The sequence below is a fragment of the Grimontia sp. SpTr1 genome (assembly GCF_947387585.1).
GTDB classification, from domain to species: Bacteria; Pseudomonadota; Gammaproteobacteria; order Enterobacterales; family Vibrionaceae; genus Enterovibrio; species Enterovibrio indicus.
On the sequence record NZ_CANDOD010000012.1, the window covers coordinates 88425 to 111096 of the forward strand.

Here is a 22672-nt window from a genome sequence, read left to right on the forward strand (position 1 = left end):
ACAACCCTTCGGCGATTAATATAGAGGGCAACAAGTTACGGACAGAAGATGTTCATGCGTAAAATAACCCATAAGTGCAAAAGTGTATCACGAGTTCTTCCACCAATCGCGCTGGCATTGGTGCTTTCGGCGTGTACCACCACACCACCTGTTGAGCAAGGACCGCAATATGACATCACAGCGCCGGCGCTGGAGTCATCGACTTTCTATTTGCTGAAAGCAGAAACCGAAACCGGAGAAGCAAAAGCTGACTGGTATCTGTTGGCGTTAAAAGCACTGATTGCTGAAAAACAGTACGCACAAGCCGATGTTTTAGTCAGTCGTTTGGCAAAACTGCCACTGACCCCACTGCAACTTTCCGAATGGCAACTGAACCGCGCTTTGTTATCTCAGCAAAAAGGCGATCTGCAGACCGCTGTTGATAACCTGAACTTCCAGCCATCTTGGGGTATTCCGGCTATTCAATATCAGCGCTATTACCTTTTGAAAGGTGAACTTTACGAAGCACTGGGCAACATGCCAGGCGCTGTGCTCTCTTATGCAGAGGGCTCTCCTTACATCACGGACAATTACGATAAGCAGCAAAACTGGGAAAACGTTTGGACACTGCTGGTGAAAATGCCACCTTCAGAGCTGAACTCTCTGTCTGCAACCACCAATCCAGTTCTGAATGGCTGGGTCGAGCTGGTAAACCTCTTGCGCCGTTACTCGGGTCGCCCTGCTCAGCAACAAGAAGCCCTGAACCAATGGCTGGCAGCCAACCCATCTCATCCGGCTAACCGCTACCTACCGAATGACCTGACTGCACTTCAGTCGATGGAGATCCTCCGTCCTGATCGCATCGGCGTGATGCTGCCACTAAGCGACAAATTCGCGGCACAAGGCGAAGCTATTCGTAATGGTTTGGTACAAGCGCTCCTGGATGATGATTCTGGCAATACTGCGCCTTCAGTGATGTTCTATGACACCAACGGACTGTCAACGACTGACATCGTGAATCAGATGCGTGCTGACGGCATCCAGTTTGCCATTGGCCCTCTGCGTAAAGACAAAGTGGAAGAATTCCTGACTGTCAGCCAAAACGCGATTCCCACATTGGCGCTGAATATTCCAAACGAAGACGAGGGCGCGGCGAATACTTGCTTCTTCACACTCTCTCCAGAGCAAGAAGCTGAGCAAGCTGCACTACATATTGAACAGAACAAACATCAATACCCATTGGTGATTGCTCCAGATAATGGCTTTGGTCGACGCGTCAGTGAAGCCTTCTCTAAACAGTGGGAAGAGCAAACTGGCGAACCTGCGGAAGTGGAGTTTTTCAAGAATCGTGCGGCCATGCAGAAAACCGTACAACGCGTATTTGGCTTAACAGAGAGCCAAGGGCGTATTCAGCAGATGCAACAGCTTCTGGGAATGGAAATGGAATCAGAGCAGCGCAGCCGCCGCGATGTTGATGCCGTTTACCTTGTTGCCAACGCAGGCGAACTCACGCTGCTTAAGCCTTTCATTGAAGTCGCCATCAACCCAGACGTTCAACCACCGAAATTGTACTCAAGCTCACGCTCTAACAACCGTGTGAACGGCGTTGGCGAAATTGGGGAACTTCGCGGTATCGAATTCAGTGACGTTCCACTTCTGGTTGAACCTAACAATCCTACCGCTGCGCGCTTCAACCAACTCTGGCCAGGGCTGGATAATGGCATGACTCGCCTTTACGCACTGGGGATGGACGCGTATGCGTTGATTGAAGCACTTCCTCAAATGCAGGCATTGCCGGAATACCGTTTTGAAGGGTTGTCAGGTGAATTGTCACTGGGTGATTACTGCACCGTCAACCGTAGTGTTTCCTGGGCGATGTTTGGGGATCAGGGGATTGTTTCGGTTAAGTAAAAAGCAAACCGGCGATCACTACGAAACACAAGCCTGCCGCTTTCTCGAGCGGCAGGGTCTTAAGACCATCGAAAAGAATGCCCGCTTCAAGGGCGGCGAATTGGATCTCATCATGCGGGAGCAAAACTGCATCGTTTTCGTTGAGGTCAAATACCGTAACCAAACCACCTACGGTGGCGCTGCAGCCAGTATTTCTCCACAAAAACAACAGCGCATGCTCAAGGCGGCCTATTTGTGGCTGGCGAAAAATGGCCTGTCCGCGACACATACCGAGTTTAGATTTGATGCCGTGACTTTTGAAGGCAACGTAAACTCGGTAAACTGGATGAAAAATATCGTATTTGAAGGGTAATCAATGCTAGATAGCATCAAAGAGAGTTTCACCGAGAGTATCCAGACACAGATCGCTGCAGCAGAAGCCTTGCCAGAGCAGATTTCCAAAGCCGCGATGGTCATGGTGCAGTGTCTGCTTAACGGCAACAAAATCCTGTGTTGTGGTAATGGTGGCTCCGCAGCAAATGCCCAGCATTTCGCTTCCTGTCTGCTTAACCGCTTTGAAACAGAGCGCCCTAGCTTGCCTGCATTAGCGTTGACAGCGGATACCGTCACCCTGACAGCGGTCGCGAACGATTACCACCACGATGAAGTCTTCTCCAAGCAGGTACGAGCATTCGGACAAGGCGGAGACGTGCTATTGGCACTGTCTACCAGCGGTAACAGCAAAGACATCATCAAGGCAATGGAAGCCGCGGTTACCCGTGACATGACCATTGTTGCGCTTACCGGCAAAGATGGCGGTGAAATGGCAGGCCTCTTGGGTGAGCAGGATGTGGAAATCCGTATCCCTTCCCAGCGCACATCCCGCGTACAGGAAGTTCACCTGATCACCTTGCATACCCTCTGCGATCTTATCGATCAATACCTGTTCCCGACGCACGGAGAATAACCATGAAAAAGGCGCTTTTACTTGCAGCAGTATTGGGGTTGAGTGCCTGTTCCGCGATTTACGAGCAGGATACCCGTACCGCGAAGACGGAATGGCAAGACACACAACTAGGAATGGAAGTCGCTGGGATAGTTAATAAAGCCCCTTTTAAAGGCGATACCCGTGTTAACGCCGTTTCCTACGATGGCAAACTGTTATTGATTGGTCAGGCGAAAACCGAAGACCTCAAAAACGCTATCGTGACTAAAGTTCGAGAACTCGAAGGCATAGAGACCATCTACGACCAAATACGCATCAAGGCGCCGTTGTCTGTGGGTGATGTTTCCAAAGACACTTGGATCACCACTAAGGTGAAATCTGCGCTCATCGGCAGTAAGAAGCTCCGTAACGTGAACATTAAAGTGATCACAGAAGACAGCGAGGTCTTTTTGCTAGGCTATGTCACCCGCGAGCAAGCTGATGAAGCCACGGAAATCGCCCGTAACTTGAGTGGTGTTAAGCAGGTTATAAAAGGCTTTCAGTATTACGAGCCAAGTTCGATCGGCGAGTAACTTTTAGGGGCTGTTGACCTTTGGTGATGATTTTTGCAGCAGTTTGTTGGGATTTTATTCAAGGCAGAGGCTTCGACGTGTAGCTGGCCTACATGAGAAGCCGATAACGCAGGAGAAAACCCCAACAAACGCTGCCCGAAGGGTTCTGCCCTAAGCGTTTTATGCTTTGTTGAGGTGTATTTGCTTAGAATGACTAGGCGGCACACACCTCGCCGCGCCTAAAACGCTTAGGGCTAGAACAAAATTTAACCACCAAAGGTCAACATCCCCTGGATTCAGACATGAAAAAAGCAGCCTAGGCTGCTTTTTTATTTGACGACGGTTAGCGTCGGACGACCTTTCGGTTTCTGCGCTGGTTCTGAAGTTGGCTCATCAGTCTCCACAACAGTTTCAACGTCTTCCTGTACTTCATCGACAGCATTGATTTCCGGTTCAGATTCAATGCGCTCCAGCTCTTCATCGTATGCTGGCTCTGGATCGAACATGGTGCCAGCACCATTTTCACGTGCATAAATTGCCATCACAGCATACATAGGCACAGTCACCAGCATCGGTCGACCACCGAATCGTGCATTGAAACTGATTTCGTCATTACCCAATTCAAGGTTGCCAACCGCACGCGGTGCAACGTTCAATACGATCTGTCCATCCTGTACGTACTCAAAAGGTACATTCACGTAGGGCATGGTTGCATCCACAACCAAGTGTGGCGTCAGATCGTTGTCGAGTAACCAGTCGTAAAACGCCCGTAACAGATACGGGCGTCGAGGCTTGAGATTGATGTCGCTCATTATTGCGCCAGACGCATCTCACGCTCAGCTTCAGTCAGAGAAGCCAGGAATGAATCACGTTCAAATACGCGCGCCATGTAAGTTTTCACTTCTTTAGCGCCAGGACCGCTCAGTTCGATGCCCATTACCGGCAAACGCCACAGCAGCGGAGCCAGGTAGCAATCAACCAAGCTAAACTCTTCGCTCATGAAGAACGGATACTCGGCAAACACAGGAGCAAGAGCCAAAAGCTCTTCACGCAATTGACGACGCGCTTTGTCGGCTTCTTCTGCATTGCCTTTTTCAATTTTCTCAGCCAGTGTGTACCAGTTACGTTCGATGCGGTACATCATCAGACGGCTGTTACCACGTGCTACCGGGTAAACCGGCATCAGCGGCGGATGTGGAAAACGCTCATCCAGGTATTCCATGATGATGTTTGCGTTATACAACGCCAACTCACGGTCAACCAGAGTCGGAACCGAGTTATACGGATTCAGATCGAGTAAATCCTCTGGCAGGTTATTTGGATCAACAAGCTCAATCTCGTATGTCACACCTTTCTCTGCCAGAACGATGCGAACCTGATGGCTATACATGTCTGATGCGTCTGAATACAACGTCATCACCGAGCGTTTATTGGCAGCAACAGCCATTAACCCCTCCAGAATGTTTCATCTATAGAAAAAACAATGGGAGCACCTGCTCCCATTGTGGATCAGCAACTCACTAGATTAACCGATCAGTGAACGTCACGCCAATACTCTTTCTTGAGCAAAATGGCTAGGATGAGGAAAATGACCATAAAGCCAATCACCCAGTAACCCATTTGCTGACGCTCAAGCTTGTTAGGCTCACCTGAGTACTCAAGGAAGTTCACCAAGTCACGGACCGCGTCGTCGTACTCTTCAGGGCTCAACTCACCGTTACCCAATGATTCGATACCGATGAACTCCTGAACCTGTTCACCATCAACCAGTACCGTTTTGTACTGCTTAACAGGTGTACCTTGAAGCTCTTCCAGTACGTGAGGCATACCCACGCTTGGGAACACTGAGTTATTCACACCAAACGGACGAGAGTCATCTTGGTAGAAAGAACGCAGGTAGGTGTAAATCCAGTCTGTACCACGAACACGAGCAACCAACGTCAGGTCTGGTGCCGGGCCACCAAAGAAGGTCGCACCATCTTCTGCGGTCATCGCATTGGTCACCAGATCACCGATTTTCGCATTGCTGTCAAAAACCAGATTTTCCAGCATCAGTTCTTTCGGGATATCCAAGTCTTCTGAGATACGCTCATAGCGCTGGTACTGAGTGGCATGACAGCCAAAACAGTAGTTCATGAAAAGCTTGGCACCGTTTTGCAATGATGCTTTATCTGACAAATCGTTGTTTGCTGCATCCAATGGAATGCTTGGACCCGCCGCCATCGCCAGAGAAGGCAGCAGAGCAAACAGCATTACAATCCACTTCTTCATTTGTAGTTCACCCTCTCCGGTAATGGTTTCGTCGCTTCGTTTTTGCTGTAGAAGAACAGCGCAACAAAGAACATGAAGTAACCAAAGCTAAAGATCTGTGCCATCAAGGTATAAGTTGGGGTTGCTGGCAGCGCACCCAGGATACCCAACGCAATGAACGAAACAGTAAATTGCGCAATGTTTGCCAGATGGATTTTGCTGCGGTAACGGTATGAACGTACTTTACAGCGATCCAGCCATGGCAGCAGGAACAGAACGGCAATGGAGAGGCCCATCAGCACAACGCCCATCAATTTGTCAGGAACTGCACGTAGGATGGCGTAGAACGGAGTGAAGTACCACACTGGCGCAATGTGCTCAGGTGTCTTCAGCGGGTTAGCTGCTTCAAAGTTAGGTGGCTCAAGGAAGTAGCCGCCCATCTCTGGATTGAAGAAGATAACGTAAGCAAACAGAATACCGAACAGACCCACACCAATCAGATCCTTCACTGTACCGTATGGGTGGAAAGGCACAGAGTCGATGATGTCGTACTTCTTGGTGTAGTACTCGTGGAATGGGAACTGAGTTTCGTAACCTTCGCCTTTAGTGCCTTTAGGCAGCTTGGTTTCGATACCATCCGGGTTGTTTGAGCCCACTTCATGAAGTGCCAAGATGTGCAGTACTACCAGCAACAGAATCACGATGGGTAGCGCTACAACATGGAGTGCAAAGAAGCGGTTCAGTGTTGCACCAGACAGAACATAGTCACCACGAATCCACAATGTCAGGTCGTCACCGATAACCGGAATAGCACCAAACAAGGAAATGATTACCTGTGCCCCCCAGTAAGACATCTGACCCCATGGCAGCAGGTAGCCCATGAAAGCTTCCGCCATCAACGCCAGGAAGATCAACATACCGAAGATCCACAGTAGCTCGCGTGGTTTCTGGTACGAACCATAAATCAGACCACGGAACATGTGCAGGTAAACGACCACGAAAAACGCAGAGGCACCGGTGGAGTGCATGTAGCGCAACAGCCAACCGTATTCCACATCTCGCATAATGTATTCAATTGACGCAAAAGCCCCTTCCGCAGAAGGGTTGTAGCTCATCGTTAGCCAAATACCGGTTAAAAGCTGATTGACCAGTACCAGCATGGCCAGTGAGCCAAACAAGTACCAGAAGTTAAAGTTTTTCGGCATTGGGTATTCGGATAAATGCTTTTTATAAGCATTCACCGCTGGAAGACGTTTCTCAAACCAGTTAAGCAAGTTTTCCATTACGCTGTCCCCTCATCTGCGCCAACCAAAATACGGTTATCGTTAAGGTACGTGTAAGGTGGAACAACCAGATTAAGTGGTGCTGGTACGCTTTTAAATACACGGCCAGCCATGTCAAACTTGGAACCATGACAAGGACAGAAGAAACCAGAAGATACGCCTTCTACCTGCTCGCCAAAGCTATCTGGCAGGTAAGTTGGTGAACAGCCAAGGTGTGTACATAGGCCTACAGCGACGAAGATTTCTGGTTTAACAGAACGGTACGTATTAACGATGTATTCAGGCTGTTGTGGTTCAAGGGATTCGGGATCACGTAATTTGTCCCCAATCTGGTCTAATTTTTCTAACGTCTGCTTACTACGGCGCACGATCCACACGGGTTTACCCTGCCAAATCGCCCTAACAAGCTGACCTTCTTCAATCTTACTCACATCGACTTCGACCGGGGCACCGGCAGCTTTCGCTTTGGCGCTTGGATTCCAAGACTTGATAAAAGGTACAGCGACTGCAGCTGCACCCACACCACCAACCACTGCGGTTGATAGAGTCAGGAAACGACGTCGGCCGGAATTCACTGGCGCATTGCTCATCCAACATTCTCCCATGTGCTCCCGCATGGATTCTTATAACTTTCCTTATGCGTCCCTGGAGCGTACGGCTAACTCAAATTAAGTATTCTTATTGCGTAGAAACGGGTGGTTTGTCCAACAAAAACCTATTAATACGTCGCCTAAATGATAAGGAAAACCCCACTTTTTGACAAGATAAAGCTACCTTTTTGTAACAAATGTGAGGTATACACCGTTTTTTTAACTAACTGCCAAAAAAGAAAAAATTTGCGGAAATATCAAAATGAGGAAATTGGGGACAAGCGCACAGTTCGCGCATTGACGGGAGGGATAAATGCCTGAATGGAGGTAATAAAAAGCCCGGCATAAGCCAGGCTTTTTGGACCATAATTCCCGGATAATCCGGAAGCGAATTAACGCTTAGAGAATTGTGGACGACGACGTGCTTTACGCAGACCAACTTTCTTACGTTCAACGCGACGTGCGTCACGAGTAACGAAGCCAGCTGCGCGCAGTGCAGGACGCAGAGTCTCATCGTATTCCATCAGCGCACGGGTGATACCGTGGCGGATTGCACCTGCTTGACCAGAGATACCACCACCAGCAACGGTGATGTACAGGTCCAGCTTCTCAGTCATTTCTACCAGCTCAAGAGGTTGCATAACAACCATGCGAGCGGTTGGACGACCGAAGTAGGTTTCCAGAGAACGCTTGTTGATTACGATGTTACCGCTGCCCGGCTTGATGAATACACGAGCTGCGGAGCTTTTGCGACGACCTGTGCCGTAGTATTGTTCTGCCATTTTGAAGTCCCCTTAGATGTCCAGTACTTGCGGTTGTTGTGCCGCGTGCTTGTGCTCTGCGCCCGCGTAAACTTTCAGTTTACGGTACATTGCACGACCTAGAGGACCGCGTGGTAGCATACCTTTAACAGCAAGCTCGATAACCATTTCTGGTTTCTTAGCGATCAGTTTGTCGAAGCTGATTGACTTGATGCCACCCATGAAACCAGAGTGGTGGTAGTACATCTTGTCAGTAGTTTTCGCGCCAGTTACTTTAACTTTTTCCGCGTTGATAACTACGATGTAGTCACCAGTGTCAACGTGCGGAGTGTACTCCGGCTTGTGCTTACCACGCAGACGAGATGCGATTTCAGTTGCGATACGACCCAGAGTTTTACCTTCTGCGTCTACAATGTACCAGTCGCGTTTTACAGTTTCTGGTTTAGCAACGAATGTTTTCATGCTAATAATTACCCGATAAATTTAGATTTCACTTAAGGAGCTCTCGCTCCCACTGTTAAGAGCCCATTCAGCACCCCTTCGAGTGGTGGTTCCCTCGGCCGAAGCCTTTCAACAGTAACGGTGGGTCGCAGGATTATAAGGAAGGGTGGAGAAAAAATCACCTTTTTTTCAAAAAAAGTCCTGACTTTTTCTCCATTGGATTTTTATCAATACTGTCATTACCGCAAGACTGGTTATGGAAGATGCTCCAAAGCCAAGTAATCATGGCTTTGCATCTCCTTCAAACGCGAAATGCAGCGCCTAAATTCGAATGACAAGCGCCCATCTGTGTACAGTGAATTCAAGGCAACTTCAGCTGAAATGATAAGTTTCACGTGTCTTTCGTAGAATTCATCGACCATCGCGATAAATCGACGCGCAGCATCATCCTTTGAGAGGCCCATTTGCGGTACGTTTGCCAGTAAAACCGTGTGGTAAAGGCGAGCTATCTCTATATAGTCAGATTGGCTACGCGGACTATCGCATAACGTGGCGAATTCAAAGTGAACTACCCCTTCGGCTTCACGCTCTGCGATCAGCTTTCGGTTGTTAATTTCGATTTCCAGTGATTCATGACAAGGCTCGGTGGCCAGCTTATAGAAGTACTCTTTGAGGTTTTCGCCTGCAGCTTCATCTAACGGAAAATGAAAGATCTCTGCCTGCTCCAACGTTCGTAAACGATAATCCGTGCCCGCATCAACGTTCACCACTTCGCAATGCTGATTAATAAGGGCGATGGCAGGGAGGAATCGAGCACGTTGCAAGCCGTTTCGGTAAAGTTCATCTGGAACAATATTTGACGTCGCAACCAGACAGATCCCACGCTCAAACAAAGCTTCCATCAGCGTCCCTAAGATCATCGCATCCGTAATATCAGAAACGAAAAACTCATCAAAACAAAGAATATGGGCTTCATCGGCGAGCTTATCGGCAATCTTCTGCAAAGGATCCTGTTCGCCATCAAGGAGCTTCAACTCGTGATGGACACGGTGCATAAAGCGGTGAAAGTGCATCCGCAGTTTCTTATCAAACGGCAGGCTTTCGAAGAAGGTATCAACGAGATAAGTTTTCCCACGGCCAACACCACCCCAGAAGTAAAGACCCTTTTCCGGTGCTTTCACTGGCGTTTTCTTCTTAAACAGGGATTCCAGAAAGCCCTGTTTTTCAACCGGTGCATGCGCCCTTTCTACTAGGCGATGGTAAAGATCTTCCAGTTTCTCAACCGCATTGCGTTGGGAAGCATCTTCAAAAAAGTCCGGTCTTTGTAAGTCGTTATGGTATTGCTCTAGTGGTGTCATCCTTGAACCTAGCTCTCACTCGCACCCGTGGCGTTCTCAAAATCAATAGTACCATGCGTCTATCTTGGCATGTATAGTAAACCAAGAGTATTAAGGGGTTTGTAGTTTTCTTTTGATTGCCATTTCATCGGCAAAAAAACTGCAATTTATCCAACCGGTTGGAATAAGTTAAGGAGCACTTATGGCTTGGATCAACACGCTGGTATTTGTGATCATTGGTATTGTCATTGGCTTCATTATTGCCCGCCTGACAATGCGTGATAATTCTCAACAAAAAGATCTGAAAAAAGAGTTAGAGAAGTCGCGCTATGAATTGGAACAGTATCGTCAGGAGTTGGTAGACCACTTTGCGCAGAGCGCAGAGCTGCTCGATAATATCTCCCGCGATTACAGTAAGCTGTATCAACACATGGCCAATACTTCAGCAGAGTTAATGCCGAACTTGCCTGAGCAGGACAATCCTTTTGCAAAACGCATCAGCAAACTGTCGGAAGTAACTGAAGAGCAAGAGCCTTCTCAAGAGCCGCCTCGCGACTACTCTGATGGCGCGTCGGGTTTGCTAAAAGACCAAAAAGAAACCAGCAAAGCGAGTTAACTCGATCACAAATATCAAATAACGGGGCATTGAACTTTTTTGACCTACCCCCACTCTTAAAACGTACCTATAGAGGGGAGTGTGTTTATGAAAAAGAAGTCTTTGCTTACTTTAAGTGCGATTGCACTTGCCGTTAGTACAACCATGACAGCCTTGCCGACAACTGCAGCATTACCAGCCGCAGTTGCCGGTGAGAGTCTGCCTAGCCTCGCGCCTATGCTTGAAGCTGTGAGCCCAGCGGTCGTCAGTATTGCTGTGGAAGGCAGCCACACATCAAAACAACGCATTCCTGAATCTTTCCGTTTCTTCTTTGGCCCGGACTTTCCATCTGAACAAGTCAGAGAACGTCCTTTCCGTGGCTTGGGGTCGGGCGTCATTATTGACGCAGAAAAAGGGTTTGTGATCACTAACCATCATGTGATTGATGGTGCGGATAAAATCCGTGTTCAATTACACGATGGCCGCGAATACGATGCAGAGCTTATCGGCAGCGATGGCATGTCTGACGTCGCATTGCTCAAACTGGAAAAAGCGGATGACCTGACTGAAATCAAGCTCGCTGATTCAGATGCGCTGCGTGTTGGTGATTTCGCCATTGCGATTGGTAACCCATTTGGCCTTGGCCAAACCGTCACGTCGGGCATCATTTCAGCGCTGGGCCGCAGTGGTTTGAATGTCGAAAATTTTGAAAACTTCATCCAGACTGATGCGGCGATCAACAGCGGTAACTCTGGTGGCGCGCTGGTCAACCTGAATGGTGAACTGGTCGGCATTAACACCGCCATTCTCGGCCCGAACGGCGGTAATGTCGGTATTGGCTTTGCCATTCCCGTGAACATGGCGAAAAACCTCGTTGACCAGATCCTAGAGTTCGGTGAAGTGAAACGCGGCGTGTTGGGCGTACAAGGTGGCGAACTGACATCAGAGCTTGCAGAAGCATTTGGTTATGAAACAAACCATGGCGCTTTTGTCAGCCAAATCGTACCTGACTCTGCTGCTGAGAAAGCTGGCATTGAAGCCGGTGACATTATCGTTTCGGTGAACGGCAAAGAGATCCGAAGCTTTGGCGAACTTCGCGCGAAAATCGCGACGCTGGGCGCGGGCAAAGACGTGAAGCTTGGCATTATTCGTGACGGTAAAGAGAAAACAGTTACCGCTAAGCTGAAAGAAGCCAGCCTTGCCAAAGCCAATGCTGAAACCCTGCATGAAGCACTCAAAGGCGCTGAGCTGGAAAACTATAAAGAAGGCAAAGTGTCCGGGGTTCGCGTTTCAAGTGTCGAAAAAGACTCTATCGCCGCCCGCTATGGCTTAAAGCAGGACGACGTGATTGTGGGGCTGAACCGAAACAAGGTGAAAAACCTCGGCGACCTGCGCAAACAACTTGAGAGCAAACCGTCTGTGTTGGCGCTTAACATTCTGCGCGGCGAATCTACCATGTATCTGGTGATCCGCTAAGCAAACGCTTTACTCAAAGCGTTTCAAATCAGGAGCCTGACAGTGTCAGGCTCTTTCTTTATTCGGCCTTGTCAGCTACTCATACTGGCCATTCGATGGTATTCTCAGTGCTTTCTATTTCACGGTTTTATGGGGAATTGCATGCTGGCTTTTTTAGCACGTTCTGTGGTGTACGGCGTTTTGGTCGCTGCTGTGCTGCTTATTGCCATTCCTTCGTTACGAAGTTCCCAGCTGTTGCCTGAAGCGACACTTGCCACGTTTGAAGCCAACAACAACCTGATTTCCTATAACTATGCCGTCCGACGCGCCTCCCCTGCCGTTGTGAACATCTACACCCGCCGTTATAGCGCAGAAAACCGCTTGCAGCTCAATGCCGAAGGGCTTGGCTCTGGCGTCATCATGAGCGACAAAGGCTACATTGTGACCAACTACCACGTCGTCGCCAGAGCTGACCAAATCATTGTTGCGTTGCAGGATGGCCGTATCAGTACTGCGCAACTGGTAGGTAAAGATCAACGTACCGACTTGGCGGTATTGAAGATTGAGCTAGATAGCCTGCCTGTGATCCCATTTAACGACAGCTATGAGCCTGCCGTCGGCGACGTTGTACTTGCTATCGGAAACCCCTATAACCTCGGTCAAACCACGACCTTCGGCATTATCTCTGCAACGGGTCGTGCAGGGATGAGCTTTAACCGCCAGCAGGACTTCCTGCAAACCGATGCGGCGATCAACAAAGGTAACTCTGGCGGTGCCTTGGTCAACAGCCGTGGCGAGTTAGTCGGTATCAATACCGCATCATTCCAGCAAGCCACCGATGTAGATACTTATGGCATCTCTTTTGCCATTCCTTACTCACTCACATTAAAGATCATGCAAAAACTGATTGCTGATGGTCGAGTTATCCGCGGCTATATTGGTGTGGAAGGACGCGAAGTGAATCCTGTGATGGCAAGGCTTCTTGATGCGGAACAATTAAGCGGCGTGATGGTGGGAAGCATGGACCCGAATGGGCCTGCGGAAAAATCGGGACTTAAGGTCAACGACCTGATAATCGCCATAAACGAAAAGCCTGTTAGCAGTGTCCGCAATGCCCTGGATATCGTGGTTGATATCCGCCCTGGCACAAAAGTCCCTTTCAAGGTGATCAGAAACGGTCAACCTATTGATGTCATTGTCACGATCGGCGAAGAGAAAATTCAATAGGCGTTTAAGATCAATAAAAACAACAGAAACAAAAAAAGGCCACTTCTTGAGTGGCCTTCTTCATCTATTGCTATTGGCAGTTAGTCACTGAAACGTTCAATGCTGACACCCAGCTTTTTAAGCTTATCTTCGATGTGCTCGTAACCACGATCGATGTGATAAATGCGGTCAACGATGGTTTCACCTTTCGCAATCGCACCAGCAATCACAAGACTCGCAGAAGCACGTAGGTCAGTTGCCATCACCTGAGCACCACTCAGACCATCGCAATCCCCACAAACAACCGTATTACCTTCGATTTCTGCGTGAGCACCCATGCGTTGCAGCTCTGGCACATGCATGAAACGGTTTTCAAAAATCGTTTCTGTGATGATACCGGTGCCTTTCGCCATCAGGTTAAGCAGTGTAAATTGCGCCTGCATATCGGTTGGGAAACCCGGGTGTGGAGCGGTACGGATATTCACTGCTTTCAGCTCGCGATCCGTCATGTCTAGCGAAATCCAGTCTTCACCACTTTCCACCAGCGCGCCCGCTTCTTCCAGCTTAGCCAGTACCGCTTCCATCAATTTTGGTGAAGTGTTGTGACACATCACTTTACCGCCAGATACCGCTGCACCGACTAAGAAGGTACCGGTTTCGATACGGTCAGCAACCACTTCATGGTAGCCACCGCCCAAGCGCTCAACACCTTCAATTGTGATAGCGTCTGTACCTGCACCGGTGATTTTCGCACCCAGTGCGTTCAGAAACTTCGCACAGTCCACAATCTCAGGTTCACGCGCTGCGTTTTCAATCACTGTGGTGCCTTCTGCCAGCGTTGCCGCAGACATTATGGTCACTGTTGCGCCAACACTGACTTTATCCATAACGATGTGCGCACCTTGCAGGCGGCCATCAACGTGGGCCTTAACGTAACCTTCGTCCAGTGTAATGGTCGCGCCAAGTTGCTCCAGACCATGAATATGCAGGTCAACCGGACGTGCGCCGATGGCACAACCGCCTGGCAATGACACTTCACCTTTACCAAAACGGGCAACCAGTGGACCTAACGCCCAAATAGATGCACGCATGGTTTTCACCAGATCGTAAGGTGCACAGAATTCGTTGATGTTACTGGCATCAACGTGAACAGAACCGTTGCGGGATACTTTGGCACCCAAACGTGATAACAACTCCATGGTGGTGTCGATGTCACGCAATTTAGGAACGTTCGCGACTTCTACAGGCTCTTCAGCCAGCAGCGCGGCAAACAAAATAGGCAGTGCCGCATTCTTGGCACCTGAAATTGTGACTTCACCACGCAGTGGGCCACCACCGTGGACACGGAATTTTTGCATGCTGTTCCTCGTGAACTTATAGCGGTTGCATCAGTTTTTTGTCGCGCGCCCACTCAGTTGGAGTCAGCGCTTTGATGCTAAGAGCATGGATTGCATTGGTTCTGATGTGTTCCATCAGTGGGCCATAGATAGTCTGCTGTTTCTTCACGCGTGACATGCCATCGAACATATCGCCAACTGCGATCACTTCGAAGTGACTGCCGTCACCTTTAACATGGATTTCTTCCAGCGTTAGAGCTTGCTCTAGAATGGCTTTGATTTCAGTAGGTTCCACAACTATTCCCCGTCAACCGATGCACTTTCATCAGTAAAAAGACTTTCCACGTTGCTCAGCTGCAGCAAGACGCTAAGCTGCGAAGGAGTGTTACTCAACATCAGGGTTTGTTGTCTGTCGTTGAGCTCTTGCTGCAAGTGGAGCAACATTGCCATACCCGCCGAATCGACACGTTTTAACGAAGACAGATCGAGTACAACCTGCTTGTCTGACGGCAGCCAATCGGCGCGGCGGCTCCAAAATGCTGGAACTGTGTCACGATCAAGCTCTCCTGACAAGCAGTAATGCCCATTTGTGAGTTGCTGAAGTGATAATGCTTCACTCACGATGCGCTCTCATCACGGGTAATAGGTGCTTTCGCGCGTTCAATCAGTTGCTTGGCGACGTCTTCGATGCCATTACGACGAAGTTCACCGCTCCATTCGCTGGTTTTGGTGTCCAGCATACTCACACCTTCAACCTGTACATCAAAGCCTTGCCACTCTTCCGTTTTGCCGTTTTTACGCAGGGCAAAGTCCAGACGGATTGGCGGGCGGGCTTTGTCCAGAATATCAACGCGGACAGACACCACTTTACGTTTGGCATCTATTTTCTTAGCTGGTTCCACATTGATTTCCTGATCGGTGTATTGCGTCAGGATCTGGGCATACGATGCAACGAGATAGTCATAGAAAGCTTCAGTGAACAGGTCTCGTTCTTCTTTGCTGGCTTTACGCGCCTGTGGGCCCAGCACTTTCAGTGCGGCGTAACGGACATTGATATATGGCATCAACTCCTCTTTGACCACAACGCGCAAAAGCTCTGGGTTTTCGATGTACTGATCTTTATCGGCTTTCAAGCGACTAAACGCATTTTCCGCCACACTATTGATCAGAAGATACGGGTCTTTCGCATCAATTTGGCCCGCAACAGAGACCGATGAAATCGCAACAGTCAGCGCTGCGAAAAGCGTAACAAACCACTTTTTCATGACTTTTACTCCTCAGACCCACCGACGCTGTAAAGGAACTGACCAATCAAGTCCTCCAACACCATCGCTGAGCGTGTATCTTCCAACAAGTCGCCATCCTGAAGGACATCTATATCCTCATCCAGAAAGCCCGGGCGAATGCCAATGTACTGCTCCCCCAGAAGCCCTGAGGTCAGAATCGCTGCCGAGCTGGTTTCTGGGAAATAGCCATATTTGCGCTCAATGTCCATCGTCACGGTCGGAATATAATCCGGCGCCGTCAGAGCGATGTTACTCACACGACCCACCACAACGCCGCCCACTTTCACTGGAGAGCGAACTTTCAAACCACCAATGTTGTCGAAATGCGCTTCGAGCGAGTAGTGTTCAGAGCGCGAAAAGCTTTTGACATCAGCGACCTGAAAAATGAGCAGCAGCACCGCGGCAATACCGGCTATGACAAATGTGCCTACCCAAAATTCTGTTTTTCGGTTTTGTTGCATTTAATTAGCTCCCAAACATCAGTGCCGTGAGGACAAAATCCAATCCCAACACTGCTAAAGACGAATGCACAACGGTACGTGTAGTGGCTCGGCTGATCCCTTCTGAAGTAGGGATCGCATCGTAACCATTAAACAAAGCAATCCAGGTCACGGTAATGGCAAACACCAGACTCTTAATAAAAGACTGTCCAATGTCGTAACCCAGCTCAACGGATGATTGCATCACCGCCCAGTAGCTGCCGTAATCAATACCTTTCCAGTCGACACCTACGAGCTGTCCGCCCCAGATGCCCACCATCATAAAAATCATTGCCAGAAGCGGCATGGAGATAACACCAGCCCAAAAACGTGGCGCAACCACACGGCGGAGCGGATCAACTGCCATCATTTCAAGGCTTGAAAGCTGTTCTGTTGCTTTCATTAGGCCAATTTCTGCCGTCAACGCTGAGCCTGCGCGGCCCGCGAATAAGAGCGCTGTCACTACCGGGCCAAGCTCCCGCAGCAGCGACAATGCCACCATCTGCCCAAGAGAGCTTTCCGCGCCAAAGTCGGCCAGTACCAGATAGCCCTGTAGGCTCAATACCATGCCGATAAAGAGACCTGACACCATGATGATCGCCAGTGAGCGCACACCCACGGAATAAATCTGGGTCAGCAACAACGGGAACATTTTTCTTGGTTGAGGTTTGCCGATCAGCGCACCTAGCAGCACAAAGGTCGCACGTCCCATGGTCTGGGACACCGCCATCGCGCGGGCGCCGATTGCCTGCACCATGCTTACAATCACGAGAAAAGCTCCTGTTTGATATCTTTGGCCGGGTAACGAAACGGCACGGGACCATCAGCATCGCCTTGAAGAAACTGACTGACTCGGGGATCAGGATTGTCACGTAAAGACTGCGGAGAGCCCGATGCGATGATCTTGCCATCGGCCAGCAAATAGACATGATCCGCAATGCTCATCACTTCAGGCACATCGTGAGAGACCACAATAGAAGTCAAACCCAGTGCCTGATTGAGATTGCGGATAAGGGAAACCAAGACACCCATAGTGATCGGGTCCTGACCCACAAAGGGTTCATCGAACATAATCAGTTCGGGATCGAGAGCAATCGCACGAGCCAACGCCGCTCGCCTTGCCATACCGCCAGAAAGACTGCTTGGCATCAAATCGGCTGCTCCTCGCAAGCCAACCGCTTCAAGCTTTAACAGCACAATGGTTTTGATCAGGGATTCTGAAAGTTCAGTGTGTTCGCGTAGTGGAAAAGCGACGTTATCGAAGACCGTCATGTCAGTGAACAGCGCGCCGGACTGGAAAAGCATGCTCATGCGCTTGCGCACATCGTAAAGCTTGCTTCTCGAAAGCGTCGGGATGTTTTGACCAGCGAATTCGATGGTGCCATTTTCTGGCTGAAGTTGCCCTCCAATCAGTCTCAACAGGGTTGTCTTACCGATACCAGACGGCCCCATGATTGCCGTTACTTTTCCAACGGGAACAGTAAGGCTGACATTGTCAAAAATCACTCTCTCGCCACGCGAAAAAGTCAGGTTGTTCACTTCAACCAGGTTTGTAGTACTCATCAAGGCCCTTTGACGTTGTTATCCTTGAGCGTTAATTGCCCGATCATAGAGGTGAGACAATGGCAAAACAAGTAATTGTACACCATTCATTTGCAAAATCTTTATTAGAAAAATATCAATTCTCAGACATTCGCTGTCTTTTCCTATATGCATCCACTGGAATTAAGATCACTCATTTTAGGCTAGAAACGGTCGCTCATTTTTACCTTTATTTTGTATGGTTTTTTATTATTTTGTGAATCAAAGACGAGGCTACACGCTGTTAAGATACCTCACTGTCTGGCGAATAAAGAGAAGCTTGCTGAAACTCATCCGTCCTTTTCCTTCACTTTTACTCAATTAGCGGTCAAAATTGCCCTTTTGTATTGTTCTTAGCCCTAGCTAATTCTGAAGGTATCTAAATGTTTGAAGCGACCGCCATTCTCGTCGTGGGCTTGTGTTTGTTGGTATGGAGTGCTGACAGACTGGTCTATGGAGCAGCCGCTATCGCCCGTAATGTGGGCATTTCTCCACTCGTCATCGGTATGACTATTCTGGCCATGGGAAGCTCTGCGCCAGAAATGGTGGTGTCGGCAACCGCAGCATTAAGCGGGAAAACCGACACGGCAGTGGGTAATGTGCTCGGTTCAAACATTGCCAACATCGCCCTGATTTTGGGTGTAACAGCTTTGATTAAACCACTCGCTATAAGTTCCGGTATCCTCCGCCGCGAGTTACCGCTTATGTTAGGCGTGACTGTGCTGGCAGGCGCTATTTTGTGGAACAACTACCTGAGCTTTTTTGAAGGTGTGCTCCTCGCGGTGTTTTTTGCGGGCTTCCTACTTTTGATGATGAAGTTTGGCCGTGAGAGTGGAGAAGATGATCCTATGCTCGCTGAGCAGGAGTCTGAAATTCCTGAAGGCGTCAGTAACGTTTCCGCGGGTATCTGGGTTGTTGTTGGTCTGGTGCTTCTGATTTTCAGCGCAGACATGGTGGTTGATTCTGCCGTTATCATTGCAAAAGCCTTTGGTATGAGCGACCTGGTGATTGGTCTGACGATCGTCGCCGTCGGCACAAGCCTTCCTGAACTGGCAGCATCGATTGCTGGTGTGATGAAAGGCGAAGACGATCTGGCGGTGGGCAACATCATCGGCTCTAACATCTTCAATATTCTCGCGGTAATGGGCATTCCGGGTATACTGGCGCCATCGGCCATTAACCCGTTGGCGATGGATCGTGACTTTTATGTCATGCTCGCACTGTCTGTATTGCTGTTCCTGTTTGCAGTAGGTAAAGCGCGTACTATCAACCGCTGGGAAGGCATTGCACTTCTCGTTTGCTTCGTGGGTTACCAAGGCTACCTGTTCTCGCATCTTGCGGCATAACCGGACTGACTATGACTTTTGATTTTCGCCAGGCAGGCATTGCAACACTGAAAACTGAGCTTGACGCCATCGTCCAGCTTGAGCAGTACATCAATGAAGACTTTGATAACGCCTGCAAGCTTATTCTTGAAGCCAAAGGAAAAGTCGTTGTGATGGGCATGGGGAAATCCGGCCACATTGGTAACAAGATTGCTGCGACACTGGCAAGTACCGGCACACCTTCTTTCTTTGTTCACCCCGGTGAAGCCAGCCATGGCGATCTGGGCATGATTGAAAAAGGGGATGTGGTTCTGGCGATTTCAAACTCCGGTGAAGCCTCGGAGATCATCACACTGCTGCCAGTGGTAAAACGCCGCGGTATTGCGCTCATCACCATGACGAGCAATCCTTCTTCAACCATGGCGCGACTGGCGCAAATCAACCTTTGTATCAAAGTGCCAAAAGAAGCCTGCCCGATTGGACTTGCTCCCACTTCCAGTACCACAGCAACCCTCGTGATGGGTGATGCATTGGCGGTAGCACTGATGCAAGCCAAAGGCTTTACAGCAGATGATTTTGCCCTGTCCCATCCAGGCGGCGCATTGGGTCGCAAGCTATTAATGCGCATCGCTGATGTCATGCATTCCGGCGACAAACTGCCAAAAGTCGCGCCAAACGACTCCATCCGTGATGCGCTATTGGAAATGTCTGCCAAAGGCCTTGGCATGACCGCAGTTGTAGACGACAGCGACGCTGTGCTTGGTATTTTCACCGATGGTGATCTGCGCCGACTGCTGGATCAGCGTATCGACGTCCATACCACCGAGATCGGCGAAGTGATGGGCAAAAATCCAACACTGATTGGCCCAGATGTGCTGGCCGCTGAAGGCCTGAAGCTAATGGAAGAGAAGAAAATCAACGGATTGCTGGTCACAGATAATGACAAGCTGATTGGCGCACTGAATATGCACGATCTGCTGAAAGCTGGAGTGATGTAATGCAACCCATGACAGAAACCCTGTATGGCCCTGTATCTACTGAATTAGTGGAACGAGCCCGTGACATCAAATTGCTGATTTGCGATGTAGACGGAGTGTTCTCAGATGGCCGCATTTACATGGGTAATGATGGTGAAGAGCTGAAAGCCTTCCATACCCGTGACGGCTACGGCGTAAAATCGCTGATGAATGCCGGTGTCCAAATCGCCATCATTACTGGCCGCAAATCGGCCATCGTTGAACGTCGTATGGGCGCTTTGGGCATCCAGCATATTTATCAGGGTCAAGATGACAAAGCCTCAGCTTATGAGGATCTCGTCAACCGCTTAGGCGTGCCTACTGAGCAAACAGCTTACATCGGTGACGATCTTATTGACTGGGCGGTCATGTCTCAGGTCGGCCTGTCTGTTTGTGTGAACGACGGCCATCCCCTTTTGGCTAAGCGCGCAGATTTGGTCACCCGCACGCCGGGTGGTTACGGTGCCGTGCGTGAAGTTTGTGATTTGATTCTTGAGGCGCGCGGCGAACTCGATGCGCATAAAGGGCTCAGTATATGATGTTGCAACGCCTTGGTATCGTTGCCCTTCTCGCCGTCTGTGGTTATGCCGGGTACTACCTGCTAACCCAACATTACTGGGAAGCAGAAGTACAAGTTGCACCGGATGCTGAAAAGCCCTTGTTTACGGCGGATAACATCAACTCCACCACTTACAACATGCAAGGGATCCGAAGCTACCGCATTGAATCTGTGCATGTAGAGAACTATCAGCAACTCGACGAGACCCACTTTAACGAGCCCGTACTTTGGACATATAGTAACGGGGAAGAGGAAGAGTGGCGTGTCAGTTCCGAGTTTGCAGTTCTTGAAGATACTAAAACCCTGGTGATGACGGGTCGGGTCAGGATTTTTAACCTGTTACCAGACGCTCAAATCAAAGTCGTCACCACTGAAGAACTTACTCTGGATCTCGTCACCCGTGATTTCTGGTCAGATACCGAAACCGAAATTACCGGTGTGGGTCTGCAAACCCGTGGCGAGAGAGTAAAAGGCAATTTTGGCTCCCACCAAATGGAACTGATTGACCAAGTGAAGAGCAGGTATGAACAACAAAAGAACTAAATTTTTTGCCATGGTATTGATGCTGTTGTCAGGCACTGCGATGGCGCTGTCAACAGATTCCGAGCAGCCAATCTATATTGATTCCGACTCGCAAAACCTCGACCTAAACACCAACACCGTGATTTTCACGGGCAATGTTTATCTGCGTCAGGGCTCTATCCGTCTGAATGCTGACAAAGTTGTCGTGACCCGCCCAAGCGGCGAGGAAGGTGTGGAAGTGATCGATGCCTACGGTAAGCCGGCCACTTTCGAACAGACCATGGATGATGGCAAAAAAATCAATGGTGAAGCGTTCGACCTTCGTTACGAAACCGGCAAAAGCTTCCTGACCATGAAGCGCAATGCCGTGTTAACTCAGGAAGGCGGGAATCAGGTTGAAGGCCAGAAGATCACCTACAACATCGACAAACAATTGCTGGTTGCAGAAAGTGATGACAGCAGTCGCGTCACGACCGTTTTGCAGCCACAGTCAAAACAAGAGAAGAACTAACTCTGCATGGCTATTCTCACCGCTAAAAATCTCGCTAAAAGCTATAACGGCCGTAAAGTTGTTACTGATGTTAGTCTTGAAGTGAAGTCCGGCGAAATCGTAGGACTACTTGGCCCAAACGGCGCCGGTAAAACCACCTCTTTCTACATGATTGTTGGCTTGGTTGCGCGCGATGAAGGCATTATCAAAATCGACGATTTGGATATTAGTATCCAGCCGATGCACAACCGTTCCCGCATGGGTATCGGTTATCTGCCTCAAGAAGCATCTATTTTCCGCAAACTCAGCGTTTACGACAACCTGATGGCAGTATTGCAAACCCGTTCGGATCTGACCAAAGAAGAGCGTCAGGACAAAGCGGAAGATTTGCTGGACGAATTTAACATCCAGCACATCCGCAACAGCATGGGTATGGCGCTGTCTGGTGGTGAACGCCGCCGCGTGGAAATCGCACGAGCATTGGCAGCAAATCCGAAATTTATTCTTCTTGATGAACCATTTGCGGGTGTTGACCCAATCTCGGTCATTGATATCAAGAAGATCATTGAGCATCTTCGCGATCGCGGTCTTGGAGTATTAATCACCGATCACAACGTACGTGAGACACTCAGTGTTTGTGAACACGCCTATATTGTTAGCCAAGGGCACTTGATTGCCCACGGCACACCTGATGAAGTGCTCAACGACGAGCACGTAAAACGAGTCTATCTCGGTGACCAGTTCAGGCTATAGTTATAGGAGAACGGTTGGCGAATCGCTCCTGTATATGCAC

28 protein-coding genes are annotated in these 22672 nt (G+C 49.3%); 13 read left to right on the forward strand and 15 right to left on the reverse strand.

The features are described from left to right. The first annotated feature begins 48 nt into the window (after nt 1–48). The 4 genes from QL223_RS16845 to QL223_RS16860 are packed head-to-tail and all read left to right on the forward strand — an operon-like array spanning nt 49 to nt 3387. Nucleotides 49–1890, forward strand: a complete 1842-nt coding sequence (locus QL223_RS16845) for a penicillin-binding protein activator (protein WP_348651395.1) — start codon at nt 49–51, stop codon at nt 1888–1890. Further along, nucleotides 1874–2242: a YraN family protein gene (locus QL223_RS16850; RefSeq protein ID WP_281545376.1), complete on the forward strand. Its 369-nt coding sequence runs from the start codon at nt 1874–1876 to the stop codon at nt 2240–2242. Before QL223_RS16845 ends, QL223_RS16850 begins: the two co-directional genes overlap by 17 nt. 3 nt (nt 2243–2245) lie before the next feature. After that, nucleotides 2246–2836, forward strand: a complete 591-nt coding sequence (locus QL223_RS16855) for a phosphoheptose isomerase (protein ID WP_002537348.1) — start codon at nt 2246–2248, stop codon at nt 2834–2836. A gap of 2 nt (nt 2837–2838) precedes the next feature. Then, on the forward strand, nt 2839–3387 hold the full coding sequence (locus tag QL223_RS16860) for a BON domain-containing protein (protein ID WP_281545377.1): 549 nt from the start codon (nt 2839–2841) through the stop codon (nt 3385–3387). A 308-nt stretch (nt 3388–3695) separates the two neighbouring features. On the opposite strand, the gene sspB is transcribed toward QL223_RS16860, so the two are convergent. From sspB to zapE, 8 genes are all read right to left on the reverse strand, one after another. Continuing rightward, on the reverse strand, nt 3696–4178 hold the full coding sequence (gene sspB, locus QL223_RS16865) for a ClpXP protease specificity-enhancing factor (RefSeq protein ID WP_281545378.1): 483 nt from the start codon (nt 4176–4178) through the stop codon (nt 3696–3698). After that, nucleotides 4178–4813: a stringent starvation protein SspA gene (gene sspA, locus QL223_RS16870; protein WP_002537343.1), complete on the reverse strand. Its 636-nt coding sequence runs from the start codon at nt 4811–4813 to the stop codon at nt 4178–4180. Before sspA ends, sspB begins: the two co-directional genes overlap by 1 nt. Before the next feature lie 86 nt (nt 4814–4899). Continuing rightward, the gene (locus QL223_RS16875) at nt 4900–5637 is read right to left on the reverse strand and encodes a cytochrome c1 (RefSeq protein ID WP_002537340.1); all 738 of its coding nucleotides are present in this window, start codon (nt 5635–5637) and stop codon (nt 4900–4902) included. Beyond that, a complete protein-coding gene (locus QL223_RS16880) occupies nt 5634–6899 on the reverse strand; it encodes a cytochrome bc complex cytochrome b subunit (protein ID WP_062665984.1) in 1266 nt (421 codons plus the stop codon). The genes QL223_RS16875 and QL223_RS16880 overlap by 4 nt, the downstream gene beginning before the upstream one ends. Beyond that, nucleotides 6899–7489, reverse strand: coding sequence for a ubiquinol-cytochrome c reductase iron-sulfur subunit (gene petA, locus QL223_RS16885; protein WP_062665981.1), 591 nt, complete (start codon nt 7487–7489; stop codon nt 6899–6901). The genes QL223_RS16880 and petA overlap by 1 nt, the downstream gene beginning before the upstream one ends. Before the next feature lie 392 nt (nt 7490–7881). Further along, entirely contained in the window at nt 7882–8271 is a 390-nt protein-coding gene (rpsI, locus tag QL223_RS16890; RefSeq protein WP_002537334.1) for a 30S ribosomal protein S9, read from the reverse strand. Between the two features lie 12 nt (nt 8272–8283). Continuing rightward, the gene (gene rplM / locus QL223_RS16895; RefSeq protein WP_002537332.1) at nt 8284–8712 is read right to left on the reverse strand and encodes a 50S ribosomal protein L13; all 429 of its coding nucleotides are present in this window, start codon (nt 8710–8712) and stop codon (nt 8284–8286) included. A gap of 233 nt (nt 8713–8945) precedes the next feature. Further along, nucleotides 8946–10049 (reverse strand): cell division protein ZapE, encoded by a 1104-nt coding sequence (gene zapE, locus QL223_RS16900; protein WP_281545379.1) that lies wholly within the window; start codon nt 10047–10049, stop codon nt 8946–8948. 181 nt (nt 10050–10230) lie between these two features. Between zapE and zapG the strand changes: the two genes are divergently transcribed. From zapG to degS, 3 genes are all read left to right on the forward strand, one after another. Next, nucleotides 10231–10644: a Z-ring associated protein ZapG gene (gene zapG, locus QL223_RS16905; protein ID WP_002537329.1), complete on the forward strand. Its 414-nt coding sequence runs from the start codon at nt 10231–10233 to the stop codon at nt 10642–10644. A gap of 87 nt (nt 10645–10731) precedes the next feature. Continuing rightward, nucleotides 10732–12099 carry a Do family serine endopeptidase gene (locus tag QL223_RS16910; protein WP_281545380.1) on the forward strand — a complete coding sequence of 456 codons (1368 nt, stop codon included), beginning with the start codon at nt 10732–10734 and terminating at the stop codon, nt 12097–12099. Between the two features lie 141 nt (nt 12100–12240). Further along, entirely contained in the window at nt 12241–13305 is a 1065-nt protein-coding gene (degS, locus tag QL223_RS16915) for an outer membrane-stress sensor serine endopeptidase DegS (protein WP_281545381.1), read from the forward strand. A gap of 80 nt (nt 13306–13385) precedes the next feature. On the opposite strand, the gene murA is transcribed toward degS, so the two are convergent. From murA to mlaF, 7 genes are read right to left on the reverse strand one after another with little or no spacing between them, the layout of a single operon-like run. After that, on the reverse strand, nt 13386–14642 hold the full coding sequence (murA, locus tag QL223_RS16920; protein WP_281545382.1) for a UDP-N-acetylglucosamine 1-carboxyvinyltransferase: 1257 nt from the start codon (nt 14640–14642) through the stop codon (nt 13386–13388). A gap of 16 nt (nt 14643–14658) precedes the next feature. Next, the gene (gene ibaG, locus QL223_RS16925; protein WP_002537320.1) at nt 14659–14916 is read right to left on the reverse strand and encodes a BolA family iron metabolism protein IbaG; all 258 of its coding nucleotides are present in this window, start codon (nt 14914–14916) and stop codon (nt 14659–14661) included. Nucleotides 14917–14918: 2 nt separating this feature from the next. Next, nucleotides 14919–15242 (reverse strand): STAS domain-containing protein, encoded by a 324-nt coding sequence (locus tag QL223_RS16930; protein ID WP_046304895.1) that lies wholly within the window; start codon nt 15240–15242, stop codon nt 14919–14921. After that, on the reverse strand, nt 15239–15886 hold the full coding sequence (gene mlaC, locus QL223_RS16935) for a phospholipid-binding protein MlaC (protein ID WP_281545383.1): 648 nt from the start codon (nt 15884–15886) through the stop codon (nt 15239–15241). The genes QL223_RS16930 and mlaC overlap by 4 nt, the downstream gene beginning before the upstream one ends. A 5-nt stretch (nt 15887–15891) precedes the next feature. Beyond that, a complete protein-coding gene (gene mlaD, locus QL223_RS16940; RefSeq protein ID WP_002537314.1) occupies nt 15892–16368 on the reverse strand; it encodes an outer membrane lipid asymmetry maintenance protein MlaD in 477 nt (158 codons plus the stop codon). A gap of 4 nt (nt 16369–16372) precedes the next feature. Next, nucleotides 16373–17143 carry a lipid asymmetry maintenance ABC transporter permease subunit MlaE gene (mlaE, locus tag QL223_RS16945; RefSeq protein ID WP_192815500.1) on the reverse strand — a complete coding sequence of 257 codons (771 nt, stop codon included), beginning with the start codon at nt 17141–17143 and terminating at the stop codon, nt 16373–16375. An 8-nt stretch (nt 17144–17151) separates the two neighbouring features. After that, complete coding sequence (mlaF, locus tag QL223_RS16950) at nt 17152–17949, reverse strand: phospholipid ABC transporter ATP-binding protein MlaF (RefSeq protein ID WP_062665965.1); 798 nt, start codon at nt 17947–17949, stop codon at nt 17152–17154. Between the two features lie 401 nt (nt 17950–18350). Between mlaF and QL223_RS16955 the strand changes: the two genes are divergently transcribed. The 6 genes from QL223_RS16955 to lptB are packed head-to-tail and all read left to right on the forward strand — an operon-like array spanning nt 18351 to nt 22632. Further along, the gene (locus QL223_RS16955; RefSeq protein WP_281545384.1) at nt 18351–19313 is read left to right on the forward strand and encodes a calcium/sodium antiporter; all 963 of its coding nucleotides are present in this window, start codon (nt 18351–18353) and stop codon (nt 19311–19313) included. Between the two features lie 11 nt (nt 19314–19324). After that, nucleotides 19325–20290, forward strand: a complete 966-nt coding sequence (kdsD, locus tag QL223_RS16960) for an arabinose-5-phosphate isomerase KdsD (RefSeq protein ID WP_281545385.1) — start codon at nt 19325–19327, stop codon at nt 20288–20290. Next, nucleotides 20290–20847 (forward strand): 3-deoxy-manno-octulosonate-8-phosphatase KdsC, encoded by a 558-nt coding sequence (kdsC, locus tag QL223_RS16965; protein WP_281545386.1) that lies wholly within the window; start codon nt 20290–20292, stop codon nt 20845–20847. Before kdsD ends, kdsC begins: the two co-directional genes overlap by 1 nt. Then, a complete protein-coding gene (gene lptC, locus QL223_RS16970; RefSeq protein WP_046304886.1) occupies nt 20844–21410 on the forward strand; it encodes an LPS export ABC transporter periplasmic protein LptC in 567 nt (188 codons plus the stop codon). Before kdsC ends, lptC begins: the two co-directional genes overlap by 4 nt. Continuing rightward, nucleotides 21391–21900: a lipopolysaccharide transport periplasmic protein LptA gene (gene lptA / locus QL223_RS16975; protein WP_002537307.1), complete on the forward strand. Its 510-nt coding sequence runs from the start codon at nt 21391–21393 to the stop codon at nt 21898–21900. The genes lptC and lptA overlap by 20 nt, the downstream gene beginning before the upstream one ends. Before the next feature lie 6 nt (nt 21901–21906). Further along, the gene (lptB, locus tag QL223_RS16980; RefSeq protein ID WP_002537305.1) at nt 21907–22632 is read left to right on the forward strand and encodes an LPS export ABC transporter ATP-binding protein; all 726 of its coding nucleotides are present in this window, start codon (nt 21907–21909) and stop codon (nt 22630–22632) included. Nucleotides 22633–22672: the final 40 nt, after the last annotated feature.